The organism is Luteipulveratus flavus (assembly GCF_029439465.1).
Taxonomy (GTDB): domain Bacteria; phylum Actinomycetota; class Actinomycetes; order Actinomycetales; family Dermatophilaceae; genus Luteipulveratus; species Luteipulveratus flavus.
Genome location: NZ_JAROAV010000038.1, coordinates 31,930 through 48,360, shown reverse-complemented (window position 1 = coordinate 48,360; position 16,431 = coordinate 31,930). Strand labels below are relative to the sequence as shown.

Below are 16,431 nucleotides of genomic sequence, written 5' to 3'. Positions count from 1 at the left end.
CCGACGAGCGCGCCCGCCGGTCGTCAGCCGATGCTGGGGATCTTGGCGCAGGAGGTGGCCACCCCGAACGCCACACTGCTGTAGCCGGGCGGGTCCTGCGAGGGGTTGTCGACGTAGGCCCACAGCGGTGCGTCGGGGATGCGCGAGTCGTGCAGACCCTTGCCGACGCACGGGGCGAAGTCGGCCGGGTACACCGCCGCCATGCCCGTGTTGCGGACGTTGGCCTGCGCGGCCACGGTGAGCTGGGCCACCGACGGTCGTCCGGAGCGGCCGGTCGCTCCGGACGGCTCGGTGCTCGACGGGCTCGGCTGCGTCGGGGAGTCGCTCGTGGCAGCAGGTGATCTCACGACCGAGCTCGGTGTGCCCGCTGCGGTCGTCGGCGCCCGGTCGTCGTCCATCAGCAGCGGCACACCGATCGCACCGGCCACCACGAGAGCGACGGCGGCGGCCGCGGACACGGGAACCCACCGCCTCCTGCGCGGTGCACCGGGCGCAGCCGAGGACGGCGGTGCGGGTCTCGGCGCAGCGGCCCCGCGCAGGGCCGAGCGGGCGGCGTCGGCGAACGCTCGCGCCGTGGGGAAGCGGGCCTCCGGCTGCTTGGCGAGGCACGTCCCGAGCACCCGGTCGAGGGCGGGCGGCAGGTCCGGCCGCGCGCCGGAGACCGACGGTGGCGGGCTGTGCAGGTGCGACCGGATCAGCGCGGGCTGGGATGCCGTGGAGAAGGGTGGCCGACCCGTGAGCGACTCGTGGAGAACGCAGCCCAACGCGTAGACGTCGACCGAGCCGGTCACCGGGCGCGTGGTGTCGAACCGCTCGGGCGCCATGTAGGCGACCGACCCGAGGGCGAGGCCGGCCCCGGTCATCCGGGTGTCGTTGTCGGTGCTGGCGATGCCGAAGTCGGACAGGTACGCGTGGTCGCCGGTCAGCAGGATGTTGCCGGGCTTGACGTCGCGGTGGACGAGGCCGGAGGCGTGGGCGGCGTCGAGAGCCGCGGCGATCTGCGACACCACCGCGACGGCGTACGCGGGGTGCAGCGGCCCGCGCGTGCGGACGAGGGTGCCGAGGTCCTGCCCGTCGACGTACGCCATCTCGATGAACAGCACGTCGTCGATGGCGCCGAAGGTGTGGATCGGCACGATGTACGGGCTCTGCACCCGCGCCGCCGCGTGCGCCTCACGCCGGAAGCGGGCCTGGTACTCCGGGTCCTGGGCCAGGTGCGGGGGCAGCAGCTTGACCGCGACGACGCGGTCCTTCTCGGTGTCGTGCGCCCGGTAGACCTCGCCCATGCCACCGCGTCCGAGCAGACCGAGCAGACGGTACGGACCGAACATCTGCCCCGAGCGGTCCGTCACCAGCACCGAGCCTCCACCGCGTGTGCACCCCTGATCACGACGAGCCAGGCTACGCGGCGTCGGAGGCTCTCATGGGCGGCCGCGGCAGATTCGGCGCCCTGCCGACAGGCGCAGGACGCGCCGAGAGGCTCACTCGTACGGCTGGGACGAGTGAGCCTCTCGCGGCGATGTGAGCCTCTCGGCGAGCAGCCGGCGTCAGTCCGCCTGGCCGTAGAGGCCCGCGAGTGCCGAACCGCCGGCCCAGTGGATGTTCTTGATCGGGTTGCGCGGGTCGTCGACGCCCTTGTTGTACGTGTAGGAACCGCTCTCGTACAGCGCCCAGACGTGCTTGTTCCCGTCGGAGTTGCCGTAGGCCAGACCCTCGATCATCGACGGCGCCCGCATGCAGAACGACGAGCCGTCGGTGATGTCGCCGGTGGCGGAGGAGGGGCGGACCCAGACGTTGCTGCGGTCGTTGCGCCCGTAGGAGGTGCCGAACACGTACTTGTCACCGACGACGGCCATGCCCTGCGTCTTGGCGGGCACGGTGCGCTTCTTGCCGGTGTAGGTCAGTCGGCCCGTGCTGGTGTTCGGCTGGTACTGCCACATGCTCTGGTGGCTGGTCTCGGAGAAGTCGCCCGTCCACATCGTGGTGCCCTGGCCACCGCCGAGGCCGAGGAAGGAGCCCTGACCCGCGATGTCCTGCGTGCCCTTCGGCGCGACGGTGCCCGAGCTGTTGGCGCCCGCGAGCTTGCCGCGGATCGTGCCGGCCGACCAGAACTTCACGCCGCCCTCACCGCCGACGTAGACGTGGCCGCCGACCACGACGATGCCGCCTGCGTGGGTCTTGGGGATGTTGACGTGGCCGACGCTGCTGCCGCGGTGCGGGCCGCTGAGCGCGACGCCCCAGATGGCGCTGTCGCCGTCGGGCACGGAGTTGCCGTCGCCGTCGTGGTACGCCGAGATCAGCAGCAGGTCCTCGGTGGTGCCGTTCCAGTTGTTCCAGTACGCCAGGCCCTGCGGCACGTAGCGGCCGTCCAGGAGGCCCTTCGGGATGGCGACGCTGTTGTGGAACGTGCTGTCGTACGTGGTGCTGGCCGAGTCGCCGGGGTAGAAGTCGCTGCTGCCCGTGGTGGTCCGGCACATCGAGTCCTCGGCCGACGCGGACGTCGCGGTGGCGGTCGCGGCGACGCCGACGGTCAGGGTGGCGGCGGTGGCGAGAGCAACCGTGCGAGTCGAGAGCATAGGAGAAGCCTTTCCGTCGGATCGTGCTGCGCTGGTCGCGCACAGGGGTTCCGACGACGCGATCGGCGGCGCGGGTTCCGGCCGATCGCGACGCCACCGTCAGGGGTCGACGAACGAGCGGGTCCGCAGCGACGAGATCGAGGCGATGACGTCGAAGTCCGCGTCACGATGGACGAGAGTGGTGCCGGTGCGGATCGCGACGGCAGCGATCAAGCAGTCGTTCATCGTGCGGACAGTGCAGCCGCCTCGACGTGCTGCGCGGAAAAGTGCTGCGGCGGAGGTGAAGTCGACAGCGGGAGCGATGCGCACCAGCGCAACGGCGTCGACCAGCGCCTGGACGGCGGAGAGCGACTCCTCGCGGGCAGGCCCCGCGTACAGCTCCATCACGATCGGCTCGGTCGTCCTGACCGCGCCGGGCGCTCGCTTGAGCCGGTCCTCGAGGTACACGGCCGCCGGTGAACGGGTGTTGCGGATCATCTCGATCCAGACCGAGCTGTCGACGAGCTCGGTCACCACTCCTCGACCTTGGCAGTGCGCATCTCGTCGAGGTCGCCTTCCCAGCCCACGCCGATCACCCTGTCCACCAGGTCGGGCGTGATCCTCGGACCGACGAGGCGACGCAGCGCCAGGTCGACGGCCTCGCGCTTGGACGAGAGGTCGTACCGGCGGATCACCTCGGCGACCAGCTCGTCGTCGATGTCGATGTTGGTGCGCGTCATACACCAACGATACACCTGTGTGGTGTATCGCGGCTCGCCCGGTGGTCTGAGGGGCTCGTCGTTCTGCGGGACAGCGGCGCCTGCGGCAGCGTAGAAAGGGGTGAGCCAGATCATGCCGAGCCCGGAGGTGCCTCGTGGAGTACCCGCTCACCGTTCGTGACTTCCTCGACCGCGCCGTCACGGTGTACGGCGAGCGGACCGCGGTCGTCGACGAGCCCGACCAGCCGGCCGCGCCGTTCGGCACGGACGGGCGGATCACGTACGCCGAGCTCGGCCGGCTGGCGCGGGCCCAGGCGGCGAACCTCGAGGCGATGGGCGTACCCGTCGGCGGCCGGGTCGCGGTCGTGTCGCACAACAGCGCCCGGCTGCTGACGTCGTTCTTCGGCGTGAGCGGGTGGGGACGCGTCCTCGTCCCGATCAACTTCCGCCTGTCGGTGCCCGAGGTGAAGTACATCGTCGAGCACAGCGGCGCCGAGGTGCTGATGGTCGACCCCGAGCTGAAGCACCTGATCGACGAGGTCCCGAGCAAGCGGTCGTACGTCCTCGGTCAGGACGACGACGAGCTCTGGGGCGGCGACGGCGAGCCGACCGACTGGGAGGGCGACGAGTCCGCGACCGCGACGATCAACTACACCTCGGGGACGACGGCTCGTCCCAAGGGAGTGCAGATGACGCATCGCAACCTGTGGCTGAACGCGGCCGTGTTCGGTTGGCAGGCAAGCGTTTCCGACCGCGACGTCTACCTGCACACGCTGCCGATGTTCCACGCGAACGGGTGGGGCATGCCGTTCGCCGCGACCGCCGTGGGCGCCGAGCACATCGTGCTGCGCAAGGTCGACGGCGCCGAGATCCTGCGTCGCGTCGAGAAGCACGGGGTCACCTACCTGTGCGCTGCCCCGGCGGTGGTGCAGGCGGCGCTGGACGGCGCGAAGGACTGGGACGGCGAGGTCCCCGGCCGTGACCGGGTGCGGATCATCGTCGCCGGAGCACCGCCGCCGACCCGCACGATCGAGCGGGTGCGTGAGGAGCTCGGCTGGGAGTTCATCCAGATCTACGGGCTCACCGAGACCGCACCGCTGCTCACGATGTCCCGGATGCGGGCGGAGTGGGACGACGTCGAGCCGGCCGAGCAGGCCCGTCTGCTCGGCCGGGCGGGAGCCCCTGCCGTCGGAGTTCGGGTGAAGATCGACGAGTCCGGTGAGGTGCTGGCGCAGTCCAACCACAACCTCGCCGCGTACTGGGAGAACCCCGAGGCGACCGCGCAGGCGCAGGAGGGCAACTGGTTCCACACCGGCGACGGCGGCTCGATCGAGGACGGGTACCTCACCATCGCCGACCGCAAGAAGGACGTGATCATCTCCGGCGGCGAGAACGTCTCCTCCATCGAGGTCGAGGACGTGCTGATCTCTCACCCGGCGGTCCGCGAGGCGGCGGTCATCGGCGTCCCGGACGAGAAGTGGGGCGAGCTCGTGACGGCGTTGGTCGTGCGCGAGGGCGAGGTCACCGAGGAGGAGCTGATCGCGCACGCCCGCGAGTCGCTGGCCGGGTACAAGTGCCCGAAGAAGATCGAGTTCCGCGACGAGCTCGCCCGGACGGCGACCGGCAAGCTCCAGAAGTTCAAGCTGCGTCAGCCCTACTGGGAGGGCCACGACCGCCAGGTCAACTGACCACCCGCTGGGCGCTACTTAACTGCGTTCGGTGTTCCTGACGCGGTTTGAACTGCGTCAGGAACACCAAACGCAGTTCGATCCGGGGCGGGATCAGTCGGTGAGGTCGATGATGACAGGGGCGTGGTCGGAGGCGCCCTTGCCCTTGCGCTCCTCGCGGTCGATGGACGCGCCCTTCATCCGCTCCTGCACCGCGGGCGAGCCGAGCAGGAAGTCGATCCGCATCCCGCGCTTCTTCGGGAACGCCAGCTGCGTGTAGTCCCAGTACGTGTAGACGCCGGGGCCGGGGGTGTACGGGCGGACCAGGTCGGTGTAGCCCGCGTCCACGACCGCCTCGAACGCCTTCCGCTCCGGCTCGCTGGTGTGGGTCTTGTCCGCGTAGTACTCGACGCTCCACACGTCGTCGTCGGTCGGCGCGATGTTCCAGTCGCCGGCGAGCACGATCTGCGCCTGCCGGTCCTCGATCAGCCACCCCTCGGCGGTGTCCCGCAGCCGGGCCAGCCAGTCGAGCTTGTAGTGGTAGTGGTCGTGCCCGAGCTCGCGGCCGTTCGGCACGTACAGCGACCAGACGCGGACGCCGCCGCAGGTCGCGCCGAGCGCGCGGGCCTCGGCGACGGCCGGGTCCCCGTACGACGGCATGTCGGAGAAGCCCTTCTGGACGTCCTCCAGGCCGACGCGGGAGATGATGCCGACGCCGTTCCACTGGTTCAGCCCGTGGTTGACGAACTCGTAGCCCGACCCCTCCAGCGCGAGCGCCGGGAACTGGTCGTCCCGCGCCTTGGTCTCCTGCAGCAGGAGCACGTCCAGGTCGTGTCGCTGCAGAACGCCCATGACGCGGTCGATGCGGGAGCGGACGGAGTTGACGTTCCAGGTCGCGATGCGCACCCGGACACCCTAGGCGGCTCCTCCGACGTACCCTGACCCGCCAGAAGAGGGGGTGATGGCCATGCCGGACTGGACGTACGGGCCGCTGCGGGCGCCCGCGGGCGCGCTGGTCGGCGTACGGCGTTCGCAACGATGGGCGTTGGGCCTGCTGGCTGCGGTCTGCTCGGTTCCCGGCGGTCGGCTGCTGGCGCGGACGATGGCGGGGACCGAGGAGTACCCCGAGCAGCGGGGCTCGCTGCTCGGGCACGACCTGGTCGGTCCGGTCGGCGTCTCGGCGGGGGCCGAGGTGGGCAGGCCCGTCCTGCGGGCGATGCCCGAGATCGGAGCCGCCGTCGTCGAGATCGGCCCGCTCTCGCCGCAGGAGGCCCGGGAGCTGCGACGGGAGATCGCCGCGTCCGCTGCACCGGTGCTGCTGCGCTGTACGCCGGGTCGCAGCGCAGAGGTGCGCGACGCCGTGGGTTCCCCGCCGACGGTCGCGGGCTACGTGGAGGGTGACCGGCTGATCGACACTGCGCTCCAGCAGCGTGGGGTGGTCGTCCGTACCGACGATCCCGACGACGTCGCGCAGCACCGCGCAGGGCACGAGGTGGTGGTCGCGGTCACCGACTCCGGCGACGCCGAGGTCGGGCGTGCGCTCGCCGCGGCCGGCGCCGACGCGGTGCTGCTGCACAGCAGGGCGCTGGTCGACGGCGGGCCCGGCCTCCCGAACCACCTCGTCCGGTCCCTCCTGCCTGCGCCCGTCGCGGAGCCTGCGCCGACGGCACGGGAGGTCCTGCGCACGGCGCCCTGGTCGTGGCCGATGTGGGCCTGGGGTGTCGGTCTCGGCGTCGGGATGCTCGCCGGCGGCGTCGGGGCGGCCGCGGTGGCGGTGGGCCCGGGGCTGCTCTGGTACGACGAGGACCACCTCGGCATGACCCGCGAGCAGCTCGACGGCCTCGTGCCGCGCTTCGTGCCGTTCCTCCAGCACGACCGCATCACCCTGGCCGGCACGATGGTCTGTCTCGGCATCCTGTACGTCGCCTTGTCCTACTGCGGGCTGCGCCAGGGGATCCGCGCGGCCGAACGGGCGCTGTGGTGGAGCGCCGTCCTCGGTTTCCCCACCCTGCTGTACTTCCTCGGCACGGGCTACTTCGAGCCGCTGCACGCCGGTCTCGCGGCGGTCCTGACGCCGATGTTCCTGCTGGCGACCCGGTCGCGCGAGCCGCGACGGTGGAGCGAACCGAGGCGGCCGCCGCCCGAGGTCGCCCGTCGAGGACTCACCGGTCAGCTGCTCGTGGTGTCGATGTCGGTCGGGCTGATCGTCGCCGGGCTGTTCATCTCGGTCACCGGCCTGACCTACGTCTACGTCCCGACCGACCTCGTGTACATCGGGCACGACGCCTTCCACCTGCACGCGTTGAACCCGGCGCTGCAGGGGTTCGCCGCACACGACCGCGCCGGATTCGGCGGTGCGCTGCTGTCGGCGGGCGTGGGGCTCAGCCTGCTGTCGATCTGCTGCTGGGCTCCCGGACGCCGGTGGGTGTGGTGGGCGGTGACGTTGTCGATGCTGGCCGGGTTCGTCCCGACCCTCATCGTCCACGTCGCCGTCGGGTACGTGGACCCGGGCCACCTGCTGCCCGCGTACGTGGGGTTCGTCGTGACGGCTGTCGGGTCGGTGCTCGCCAGACGCCACCTGTACGACGACGCCCGGCTGGGCTAGGACGCCCGGCGCCTCAGCGGTGTCCGACCGAGCCGCGGGAGCCACCGCCGTGGCTGCCACTGTTCGAGCGGACCCGCGAGCCCGAACCGCTGGACTTCACCCGGCTGCGACGGCTGTCGTAGTACGTCGAGTGGTGGTAGGTGTCGCGGTCGTCGTCACAGTCGCCGACGGTGGTGTCCTGCTCGTCGACCTCGTCCAGCAGGGAGCTCGTGCTGTCGTCGCTCGGGTAGCCCGAGCTGCCGTAGGGATCGGAGCCGTACGAGCTGCCGTGGGGGTCGGTGGTGGTCGAGTCGCTGTCGTACAGGGAGGAGCTGCCGGTGGTCGACGTGGCGGCTGCCGGTCGGTACGAGCACCCCGAGGAGCTGTTGGTGCTGCACGCGGTCAGGCCCGCGATCGTCAGAACCGCAGCGGCCACGGTGGCTGGGACTCGTCGCATGATCTCTCCTCGTCGTCGGTCGAATCAGGTGCTCCGACGGAGCGGGACGCGAGACGGATCCCGTCGATCATCTCCAGCCACGCGCGAACCCACGGGCGACAGCGCGCGGCGCTCCTAGACTCCGGGGTATGGCTACCGCTCTGGTCACCGGCGCGAGCGCCGGCATCGGGAAGTCGTTCGCCGAGCAGCTGGCCGCGCGCGGTCACGATCTGGTGGTCGTCGCGCGCGACGAGGCCCGGCTCACCGACCTGCGGACGCGGCTGGAGGACGGTCACGGCGTGGCCGTCGAGGTCGTCACCGCCGACCTGTCCGAGCGCCTCGACGTGCAGGACGTCGCCGATCGCCTCGCCGACCCGGCTCGTCCGATCGACCTGCTGGTCAACAACGCCGGCTACTCGCTCGGCAGCCCGTTCCTGGAGAACGACGTCGTGGACGAGGAGCACCTGCTGGCCGTGCTGGTGCGCGCGCCGCTGGTCCTCAGCCATGCCGCGGCGAGGGCGATGCGCCGGCGCGGCCACGGCGCGATCGTCAACGTGTCGTCGGTCGCGGGCTTCCTCGCGACCGGCACGTACGCCGCCGCCAAGAGCTACGTGACCACGTTCTCGGAGTCGCTCGCGGCCGAGCTCGCGGGCAGCGGCGTCACCGTGACGGCGCTGTGCCCGGGGCTCACCCGCACCGAGTTCCACGAGCGGGCGGGCATCCGCGGGCAGGGTCTGCCCGATGCGCTCTGGCTGGACGCGGACACCGTCGTCCGGCAGTGCCTCGACGACGTCGACCGAGGACGGGTCGTGTCGGTGCCCGGGGTGCAGTACAAGGCGGCCGTGGGTCTGCTGGACGTCCTGCCGCGCGGCGTCGCGCGCAGCAGAGCGTTCCGCCGCCGGCACCGTCCCGGCACCTGAGCTCGACCGCTGGGGGCGGCCGGACCGGCAGGCGCCGGCCACGCCCCGGCAGGCCGTTAGGCTCGGGGTCCGTGACTGATACGGGTAACGACCGCGCCGCGCTCCTGCAGATCATCCGCGACCAGGCCGTGGTCCACGGCAAGGTGACGCTGTCCTCCGGCAAGGAGGGCGACTACTACGTCGACCTGCGCCGGGTCACCCTGTCCGGCGCCGCGGCTCCGCTCGTCGGCCGGGTGATGCTCGAGCTGACCAAGGACCTCTCGTACGACGCCGTCGGCGGGCTGACCATGGGCGCCGACCCCGTCGCCACCGCGATGCTGCACGCCGCGTCCGCCGACAGCCGCTCGCTCGACGCGTTCGTCGTCCGGAAGCGGGGCAAGGCCCACGGGCTGCAGCAGCGCATCGAGGGTCCGTCCATCAAGGGCCGCCGCGTGCTGGTCGTCGAGGACACCTCCACCACGGGCGGTTCGGCGCTCGAGGCCGTCGCCGCCTGCCGCGAGGCCGGTGCCGAGGTCGTCGCGGTGGCCGTGATCGCCGACCGCGACACCGGCGCCAAGGAGCGTGTCGAGCAGGACGTGCCCGCGTACCTGTTCGTGTACGGCCTGGACGACCTGGGTCTGCGCTGAGATCTGCCCTCCCCGGCAGAAGTTGGTGGCCAGCACAGGTATGGGTGTGCGGGTGGCCAGCTTTCGCCGGTGGGGGTGGACGTGCCCGCCATCCGGTCGGCGGCGTCCGCGAGTCGGGCTCAGATGCGACCATGACGCGGATGAAGGTGCGCCGGGCCCTGCCGCCACCGGAGGGCGGCGCCCCGCCACTGTCGTAGGAGGTGAGGCGATGAGCCTGCACCGTCTGGACCTGACCGGTCGACCGGTCCTGCTGCTGGGCGGCGGCCCGGGCGCCGAGCGGCGCTGCCGTGAGCTGCTGGACGAGGGTGCGCGCGTACGGGTCGTCACCGCGCACGCCTGCGAGGGCCTGCGAGACCTGGCCGAGCAGCACTCCACCGTGACGTGGGAGCGGCGCGACGTCGTACGAGCCGACCTCACGGACGTCTGGCTGGTCTCGATCCAGGACGCCGACGCCGCCCGCGACGCAGCCGTCCGCGAGTGGTGTGCCGCCGACCGCATCTGGTGCGAGGGCGTCGACGCCCGTGCCGTCGAGTCGGTGGACGTCGACGGGTACGCCGTGGCGGTCGACGGCCCGCGGCCCGATCTGGCCCAGCAGGTACGCAGCCGGCTGGTGACCGCTCTCCAGGAGGGCGAGGTCGCCCTGCCGCCGCGTCGAGCGGGCGAGGGCAGGGTCGTCCTCGTCGGTGGCGGCCCCGGCAGCCCGGACCTGCTCACGCTGCGCGCCCGCCGCGAGCTCGCCCGCGCCGACGTGGTGGTCACCGATCGCCTCGCGCCGACGGACGTCCTGCGCGAGCTCGCCCACGAGGTCGAGGTCGTGGACGTCGGGAAGACCCCATACCACCATCCGATCCCGCAGCCGGAGATCAACCGCATTCTCGTCGAGCGGGCCCAGCGCGGGCAGTACGTCGTCCGGCTTAAGGGCGGCGACCCGTTCGTCCTCGGGCGTGGCGGTGAGGAGCTGCTGGCGTGCCGGGAGGCGGGTGTCGAGGTGGATGTCGTCCCGGGCGTCACGAGTGCGCTCGCGGCACCGGCCGCGGCGAACATCCCGGTGACCCACCGGGGCACGGCGACCGGGTTCCTCGTCGTCTCCGGCCACGACGAGCTGGAGACGTCGGTCCTGGCTCAGTGGCCGGGCACGATCCTGGTCCTGATGGGCATGAGCCGGCTGCACGAGCTGACGTCGCGGCTCCTGCGCGACGGCCGCGACCCGCAGACCGCCGCGGCCGTGGTCCACCGGGCCTGGACGCCGAGGCAACGCGTGGTGCGGGGCACGCTCGCGGACATCGCCGAGCGGGTCACCGCCGCCGGCGTGGCCAACCCGTCCGTGATCGTGATCGGCGACGTGGCGACCGTGCTGGACGAGGCCTGAGGCCGGAGCGGACCCACCGATGAGACCCCTCGTCCTGTGCGCCCACGGCACCGCCGATCCCGACGGGCAGCGCACGGTCGTCGACCTGCACGCTGCGGTACGGGCCGGGTACGACGGACGGGTCGAGCTCGCCTACGTCGACGTGCAGCAGCCGGAGCCGGCCGACGTGGTCGGGCGGGTGTACGCCGAGGGCGAGGCGCCGCTCATCGTTCCGCTGCTGCTCAGCACCGGCTACCACGTGCGGGTCGACATCGCCCAGGTCGTCGAGGCGTACCCGGGAACGACCGCTGCGCCGGCGCTCGGCCCGGGGGAGCGGCTGGCCCGGGTCCTGCGCCACCGGCTCGTCGAGGCGGGTGCGACCCAGGAGGACCAGGTGGTTCTCGCGGCGGCGGGGTCGTCCCGGTCCGAGGCCGCCGACGACGCGCAGGAGATGGCGAGCCTGCTCCGAGCGGTCTGGGGCGGTCCGGTCCGCGTCGCGTACGGGTCGGCGGCGCAGCCCGACGTACCCACGGCGGTGGCGCAGGCCCGCGTCCAGGCACCGGGTCGCCGGGTCGCGATCGCTGCGTACCTGCTCGGCCGCGGCCACTTCCACACCCAGCTGCAGCGTGCCGGGGCGGACCTGGTGACCGCGCCGCTGGGCGCCGACCCGCTCGTCGTCGAGCAGGTCCTCGCCCGCGCGGCGGGCTGACCGCAGGGTCCGCGGCGCTCGGGGGTGTGGACGACCGGTACGCCGGTGGCGTCCTTGGCTAGGCTCGGCGCCAGTCCGCGTGTCTGCGAGAAAGCTGGTAACTCCCATGGTGTGGGTCCTGATCGGCATCGTCATCGTGCTGGTGCTGCTGGCCTTGTGGGCGGTCTTCGCCTACAACGGCCTGATCAAGCTGCGGAACCTCGTGCAGGAGGCGTGGCACCAGATCGACGTCGAGCTCAAGCGGCGGCACGACCTGATCCCGAACCTCGTCGAGACCGTGAAGGGGTACGCGACCCACGAGCGGGGCACCCTCGAGGAGGTCATCCGGGCCCGGGCGGCGGCGGTCGGCGGCGCCAGTACCCCTGCGACGGCCGCGCAGAACGAGAACGTCCTCACCCAGGCCCTCGGCCGCCTGATGGCCGTCGCCGAGGCGTACCCCGACCTGAAGGCCAACCAGAACTTCATGGCCCTGCAGGGCGAGCTCTCCTCCACCGAGGACCGCATCGCGGCCGGCCGGCGCTACTACAACGCCAATGTCCGCGAGCTCAACACCAAGGTCGAGACGGTGCCGACGAACATCATCGCGGGCTTCGGGAAGATCGGTAAGGAGGAGTACTTCGAGGTCGACGCGCCGGCGCGCAACGCGCCGAACGTCAGCTTCGGAGCCGGCTCGGGCGCCGGCGGGCCGGGTGCTCCCGTCGGTGCCGACCCGGGATCGCCGGTCCAGCCGAGCTCGGTCGAGTTCGGTCAGGCGGCGGCTCCGACGGCCACCGGCCAGCCCGGCCAGGCTCCGTCGGGTCCGTACCAGCAGCCCCAGCAGCCCCAGACGCCTCAGTCGCCCCAGGACGGACCGCCCCCGTACGGGCAGTCCGGACCCCCTCAGCCGGGGTCCCAGGGGCCGGGTTACACCCCGCCGGGAGGAAATTTCCCGGGCGGTGGGCAGCCCCCGGCGGGACCGCCTCCGCAGCGGTGAAACCCCAGGTCAGCGCGGGGATTGCTATATCGCATCCGGGCTGATCTGGGGTCCTCCCTTCATGTGAAAGGGATCACAAACGGCGACTGGGCGGTAACGATCTGGTGCCCTCGACCGCTAATCCCTCTGACCTCGCGGTCATGTTCGAACTGGTCATCCTGACCTGAGCTCGAACAGTTGGCGCGCTCACTTCGCCTGAATCCCTCCTGTGAGCGCAGAACCGGAACTTCCGGAGCCGGCGAGGGGCGGAGCACAACAACCGTGGCAGACACCCCCATCGGGTGTGCCTGTCGCTGTGCGCTGCGAGGCGGCAACACGAAGGGAAGACTTTTGCTTAACAATCGCAAGGCACGAGTGACCACTCTGGTTGCCACCGGCGCTGCGGCTGCTGCCGCGGTCACGGTCGGCACGACTGGCCAGGCCCACGCTGACACCAACGTGTGGGACCGCGTCGCGCAGTGCGAGTCCACCGGCAACTGGGGCATCAACACCGGCAACGGTTTCTCCGGCGGCCTGCAGTTCACCCCCTCCACCTGGCGCGCCTACGGCGGTAGCGGCTCGGCGCAGAACGCCAGCCGTTCCGAGCAGATTCGCGTCGCTCAGCGCGTCCTCCAGGGCCAGGGCCCGGGCGCGTGGCCGGTCTGCTCCAAGCGTGCGGGCCTCACCCGTGCGAACGGTGGCGCCGCCTCCGCGGGCAGCGACACCCAGCGTGCGTCGCGCAGCATCGAGCGCAAGGTCGTCAAGGCCGACCGTCCGGTCGCCAAGAAGACCGAGCGCAAGGTCGAGCGCACCCACGTCGCGCCGAAGAAGGCCGTCCGTACCCACGTCGCGCCGAAGGCCGACCGTCCGGTCGCCAAGAAGGCCGACCGCAAGGTCGTGCGCACCCACGTCGCGCCGAAGCACACCGTGAAGCGCCACCACGTGCACACCGCCCCGGCTGTGAAGCACAGCGGCCAGACCATCACCGTCAAGTCCGGTGACACCCTGGCCAAGCTGGCTGATAAGTACGACGTCTCCAGCTGGCGTCAGCTGTGGGCCGCGAACAGCAAGACTGTGAGCAACCCCAACATGATCTTCGTGGGTCAGACCCTGAACCTGCCTGCGTGATCCAGCACGGTTGAAAGCCCCGGAAGCCTCGGCTTCCGGGGCTTTCGCCGTCCCCTGAGAAATTGCTGAAGATTTCTCGGGTCGGGAAGCAACCTCACCCGGGGGCCATCGCGTCTAGGCAGTAGCAGTAACAGCCGAGGGGTCGGGTGAGAGGGGCTGGGTGTCGGGGGACGCCCGGCCCCTTCGCCGTGCTCCCGGCTGCCGCAGCACCTCCGGCCCGCCATGATGGCCCGCATGACAGCCGAGTCCCCGGCGCAGGACCCCTCACGTCCGCTCTGGCGCGCGGCCGGGGCGTTCCGGGCAGCGACCGTCGCGTACGCCGTGGCGACCCAGATCTCCTCCGACGACCAGCACACCCGGCCGGCGCTCAGCTGGACCCTCATCGCCGTCCTGGTGGTGTGGTCCGCGGTGGCCGCGCTCGCCCTCACCTCCGGCCGGTGGCGTACCCAGGTCGTGATCGGCGACCACGTCGTCGCGATCGCCCTGATGTACGCGAGCCGCCTGGTGAGCGACGAGGCGTTCTGGAGCTCCCACCAGCCCCTTCCGACGACGTTGTGGGTGACGAACGCGGCGCTGTCCACCGCCGTCCTGCTCGGCCCGTGGGCCGGTGTCGCCAGCGGGCTGCTGCTCGGCCTGCTCAGCCTCGATGCGACGAACGACCTGAACCGGGTGCTCATCGACTCCACGGTGCCGGTGCTCGTCACGGCCGGACTGACGATGGGCGTCGCCAGCGCCGCCGCCCGGCGGGCCAACGCCCAGCTGGCGGAGGCGATCCGCATCCGCGCCGCGACCGACGAGCGGGAACGGCTTGCGCGCGAGGTGCACGACGGCGTCCTGCAGGTGCTCGCGCTGATGCGTCGGCGCGGTGCCGGCGCGAGCGGCGAGCTCGGCGAGCTGGCCGCACTCGCGGGAGAGCAGGAGCAGGCGCTCCGGGTGCTGCTGTCGGAGCAGTCGGCGCCGGTGACGGGCGACGGCGGCTCGGTCGACCTGCGGCGCCGGCTGCGGACGGTCGTCCCCCCGGGCGTCGACCTGGCCGCACCGGCCTCGGCGGTCGTCGTCCCGCGGCGCGTCGCCGAAGGGCTGGAGGGCGCCGTCCGTACGGCGCTCGCGAACGTCGAGCGGCACGCGGGACCGCAGGCTCGGGCGTTCGTGCTCGTGGAGGAGCTGGACGACGCGGTCGTCGTCACCGTGCGGGACGACGGCGTCGGGATCGAGCCGGGTCGGCTGAGAGCGGCCGAGACAGCGGGCAGGATGGGCGTCAGCAAGTCGATCCGGGGCCGGGTCGAAGAGCTCGGCGGCGAGGCCGTGCTCGAGACGGCGCCCGGCGAGGGCACCGAGTGGGAGCTGCGCGTCCCGCTCGCGCGACGATGACGGACGAGGGAGCAGTGTGGGCGAGGACGAGTCGCAGGTCACGGTGATGGTCGTCGACGACCACCCGATGTGGCGCGACGGCGTGAGCCGGGACCTGGCCGGTGCCGGCTTCGAGGTGGTGGCGACCGCCGACGGCGTCCGGTCGGCGGCGAGCCGGGCCGCCGCGACCGGTCCGGACGTCGTGCTGATGGACATGCAGCTCACGGACGGCAACGGGGCACAGGCGACCGCGGCCGTGCTGGACGCGGCGCCGCACGCCCGCGTCCTGGTCCTGTCCGCCTCCTCCGAGCGCGACGACGTGCTCGAGGCCGTGAAGGCAGGCGCGTCCGGCTACCTGGTGAAGTCCGCCTCCGCCGCCGAGCTCGTCGACGCGGTCACGGCCACCGCGGCCGGTCAGGCGGTGTTCACGCCGGGGCTCGCGGCGCTCGTGCTGGGCGAGTACCGCCGGATGTCGTCCGGGCCCGATCCCGACGACGGGCAGGACCTCCCGCAGCTGACCGATCGGGAGACCGAGGTGCTGCGACTGGTCGCCAAGGGCCTGACCGCCCGGCAGATCGGCACCCGGCTGCACCTGAGCCACCGCACCGTCGAGAACCACGTGCAGTCGACGCTGCGCAAGCTGCAGCTGGCCAACCGGGTCGAGCTCGCCCGCTACGCCATCGAGCAGGGCATCGACGAGGACTGAACCCGGCCGGGTCGGCTCAGCCGGGCCGGTCTCGCGTCAGATCAGTGCCGGCGTCCGTCGTCGACCGGGTCGAACGAGTCCACGACCTCGTCGGCCAGGGCGTTGGCCTGCCTGCGGTGCTTGACGTACTCCCACACCATCGGCAGCACGGAGACGAGCACCACCAGCAGGATCATCACGTCGATCTTGTCGCCGAGGCCCGGGAAGGACTTGCCGAGCACGTAACCCGCCAGCACCACGAGGGCGACCCACAGCACGGCCCCGACGGCGCTCCAGACGAAGAAGCGGCGACGGTCCATCCGGCTGACACCGGCGACCAGCGTCACGAACGTGCGCACGATGGGCACGAACCGGCCGATGACCAGGGCCTTGTTGCCGTGCTTGTCGAAGAAGGCCGAGGTCTGGTCGAAGTACTTGCGCTTGAGGATGCGCCCGTCGCGCTCGTACAGGCTCGGGCCGATCAGGCGTCCGATCTCGTACCCGGCGACATTGCCGGCGAACGCGGCGATCATCAGCAGCGGCAGCGACTGCCACAGCGGGACGTCGAAGCCGGTCTTGGCCGAGGTCGCGGTGAAGAGGCCGATCGCGAAGAGCAGCGAGTCACCGGGCAGGATCGGGAAGAGGACCCCGCACTCGATGAACACGATGAGCATCGAGATCCAGAAGAACGCTCCGCCGAACTGGCCGAGCAGGTAGTTGGGGTCCATCCAGCCGGGCCCGAGCGCATGCAT

General features: G+C 71.7%; 17 protein-coding genes. 10 read left to right on the top strand and 7 right to left on the bottom strand.

Annotated features, from left to right (window positions below):
* Positions 1-23: 23 nt before the first annotated feature.
* The 4 genes from P4R38_RS15685 to P4R38_RS15670 form a co-directional block, all read right to left on the bottom strand.
* Positions 24-1,358 (bottom strand): serine/threonine-protein kinase, encoded by a 1,335-nt coding sequence (locus P4R38_RS15685; RefSeq protein WP_277192992.1) that lies wholly within the window; start codon positions 1,356-1,358, stop codon positions 24-26.
* A gap of 189 nt (positions 1,359-1,547) precedes the next feature.
* A complete protein-coding gene (locus P4R38_RS15680) occupies positions 1,548-2,576 on the bottom strand; it encodes a hypothetical protein (protein ID WP_277192991.1) in 1,029 nt (342 codons plus the stop codon).
* 99 nt (positions 2,577-2,675) lie between these two features.
* Complete coding sequence (gene vapC / locus P4R38_RS15675) at positions 2,676-3,089, bottom strand: type II toxin-antitoxin system VapC family toxin (RefSeq protein ID WP_277192990.1); 414 nt, start codon at positions 3,087-3,089, stop codon at positions 2,676-2,678.
* Positions 3,086-3,295 carry a type II toxin-antitoxin system VapB family antitoxin gene (locus P4R38_RS15670; RefSeq protein ID WP_275238083.1) on the bottom strand — a complete coding sequence of 70 codons (210 nt, stop codon included), beginning with the start codon at positions 3,293-3,295 and terminating at the stop codon, positions 3,086-3,088. The genes vapC and P4R38_RS15670 overlap by 4 nt, the downstream gene beginning before the upstream one ends.
* Before the next feature lie 134 nt (positions 3,296-3,429).
* Here P4R38_RS15670 and P4R38_RS15665 point away from each other — a divergent pair, with 134 nt between their 5' ends.
* Positions 3,430-4,962 carry an AMP-binding protein gene (locus tag P4R38_RS15665; protein ID WP_277192989.1) on the top strand — a complete coding sequence of 511 codons (1,533 nt, stop codon included), beginning with the start codon at positions 3,430-3,432 and terminating at the stop codon, positions 4,960-4,962.
* Between the two features lie 93 nt (positions 4,963-5,055).
* On the opposite strand, the gene P4R38_RS15660 is transcribed toward P4R38_RS15665, so the two are convergent.
* A complete protein-coding gene (locus tag P4R38_RS15660; RefSeq protein ID WP_277192988.1) occupies positions 5,056-5,847 on the bottom strand; it encodes an exodeoxyribonuclease III in 792 nt (263 codons plus the stop codon).
* A gap of 55 nt (positions 5,848-5,902) precedes the next feature.
* Between P4R38_RS15660 and P4R38_RS15655 the strand changes: the two genes are divergently transcribed.
* The gene (locus P4R38_RS15655; RefSeq protein WP_277192987.1) at positions 5,903-7,546 is read left to right on the top strand and encodes a hypothetical protein; all 1,644 of its coding nucleotides are present in this window, start codon (positions 5,903-5,905) and stop codon (positions 7,544-7,546) included.
* A gap of 13 nt (positions 7,547-7,559) precedes the next feature.
* On the opposite strand, the gene P4R38_RS15650 is transcribed toward P4R38_RS15655, so the two are convergent.
* Positions 7,560-7,982, bottom strand: coding sequence for a hypothetical protein (locus P4R38_RS15650; protein WP_277192986.1), 423 nt, complete (start codon positions 7,980-7,982; stop codon positions 7,560-7,562).
* Positions 7,983-8,110: 128 nt separating this feature from the next.
* Between P4R38_RS15650 and P4R38_RS15645 the strand changes: the two genes are divergently transcribed.
* The 8 genes from P4R38_RS15645 (at position 8,111) to P4R38_RS15610 (ending at position 15,700) form a co-directional block, all read left to right on the top strand.
* Positions 8,111-8,881 carry an SDR family NAD(P)-dependent oxidoreductase gene (locus P4R38_RS15645; RefSeq protein ID WP_277192985.1) on the top strand — a complete coding sequence of 257 codons (771 nt, stop codon included), beginning with the start codon at positions 8,111-8,113 and terminating at the stop codon, positions 8,879-8,881.
* A gap of 71 nt (positions 8,882-8,952) precedes the next feature.
* A complete protein-coding gene (gene pyrE / locus P4R38_RS15640; RefSeq protein WP_277192984.1) occupies positions 8,953-9,507 on the top strand; it encodes an orotate phosphoribosyltransferase in 555 nt (184 codons plus the stop codon).
* Between the two features lie 208 nt (positions 9,508-9,715).
* Positions 9,716-10,876, top strand: a complete 1,161-nt coding sequence (gene cobA, locus P4R38_RS15635) for a uroporphyrinogen-III C-methyltransferase (protein ID WP_277192983.1) — start codon at positions 9,716-9,718, stop codon at positions 10,874-10,876.
* 19 nt (positions 10,877-10,895) lie between these two features.
* Positions 10,896-11,564, top strand: a complete 669-nt coding sequence (locus tag P4R38_RS15630) for a sirohydrochlorin chelatase (RefSeq protein ID WP_277192982.1) — start codon at positions 10,896-10,898, stop codon at positions 11,562-11,564.
* 106 nt (positions 11,565-11,670) lie between these two features.
* Positions 11,671-12,537, top strand: a complete 867-nt coding sequence (locus P4R38_RS15625) for a LemA family protein (RefSeq protein WP_277192981.1) — start codon at positions 11,671-11,673, stop codon at positions 12,535-12,537.
* A 354-nt stretch (positions 12,538-12,891) separates the two neighbouring features.
* Positions 12,892-13,644, top strand: coding sequence for a transglycosylase family protein (locus P4R38_RS15620; protein ID WP_277192980.1), 753 nt, complete (start codon positions 12,892-12,894; stop codon positions 13,642-13,644).
* A 234-nt stretch (positions 13,645-13,878) separates the two neighbouring features.
* Entirely contained in the window at positions 13,879-15,015 is a 1,137-nt protein-coding gene (macS, locus tag P4R38_RS15615) for a MacS family sensor histidine kinase (RefSeq protein WP_277192979.1), read from the top strand.
* Between the two features lie 16 nt (positions 15,016-15,031).
* Positions 15,032-15,700, top strand: coding sequence for a response regulator transcription factor (locus tag P4R38_RS15610; protein WP_277192978.1), 669 nt, complete (start codon positions 15,032-15,034; stop codon positions 15,698-15,700).
* 41 nt (positions 15,701-15,741) lie between these two features.
* Here P4R38_RS15610 and P4R38_RS15605 read toward each other — a convergent pair whose 3' ends face one another.
* Complete coding sequence (locus P4R38_RS15605; protein ID WP_277193033.1) at positions 15,742-16,431, bottom strand: DedA family protein; 690 nt, start codon at positions 16,429-16,431, stop codon at positions 15,742-15,744.

What these genes read in the sequence shown, in the direction of transcription:
- P4R38_RS15630 (WP_277192982.1), top strand. Translation starts at nt 10,896, where the DNA reads ATGAGACCCCTCGTCCTGTGCGCCCACGGCACCGCCGATCCCGACGGG.
- P4R38_RS15650 (WP_277192986.1), bottom strand. Translation starts at nt 7,982, where the DNA reads ATGCGACGAGTCCCAGCCACCGTGGCCGCTGCGGTTCTGACGATCGCG.
- P4R38_RS15655 (WP_277192987.1), top strand. Translation starts at nt 5,903, where the DNA reads ATGGCCATGCCGGACTGGACGTACGGGCCGCTGCGGGCGCCCGCGGGC.
- cobA (WP_277192983.1), top strand. Translation starts at nt 9,716, where the DNA reads ATGAGCCTGCACCGTCTGGACCTGACCGGTCGACCGGTCCTGCTGCTG.
- P4R38_RS15680 (WP_277192991.1), bottom strand. Translation starts at nt 2,576, where the DNA reads ATGCTCTCGACTCGCACGGTTGCTCTCGCCACCGCCGCCACCCTGACC.
- P4R38_RS15625 (WP_277192981.1), top strand. Translation starts at nt 11,671, where the DNA reads ATGGTGTGGGTCCTGATCGGCATCGTCATCGTGCTGGTGCTGCTGGCC.
- P4R38_RS15670 (WP_275238083.1), bottom strand. Translation starts at nt 3,295, where the DNA reads ATGACGCGCACCAACATCGACATCGACGACGAGCTGGTCGCCGAGGTG.
- P4R38_RS15605 (WP_277193033.1), bottom strand. Translation starts at nt 16,431, where the DNA reads ATGCATGCGCTCGGGCCCGGCTGGATGGACCCCAACTACCTGCTCGGC.
- P4R38_RS15645 (WP_277192985.1), top strand. Translation starts at nt 8,111, where the DNA reads ATGGCTACCGCTCTGGTCACCGGCGCGAGCGCCGGCATCGGGAAGTCG.
- macS (WP_277192979.1), top strand. Translation starts at nt 13,879, where the DNA reads ATGACAGCCGAGTCCCCGGCGCAGGACCCCTCACGTCCGCTCTGGCGC.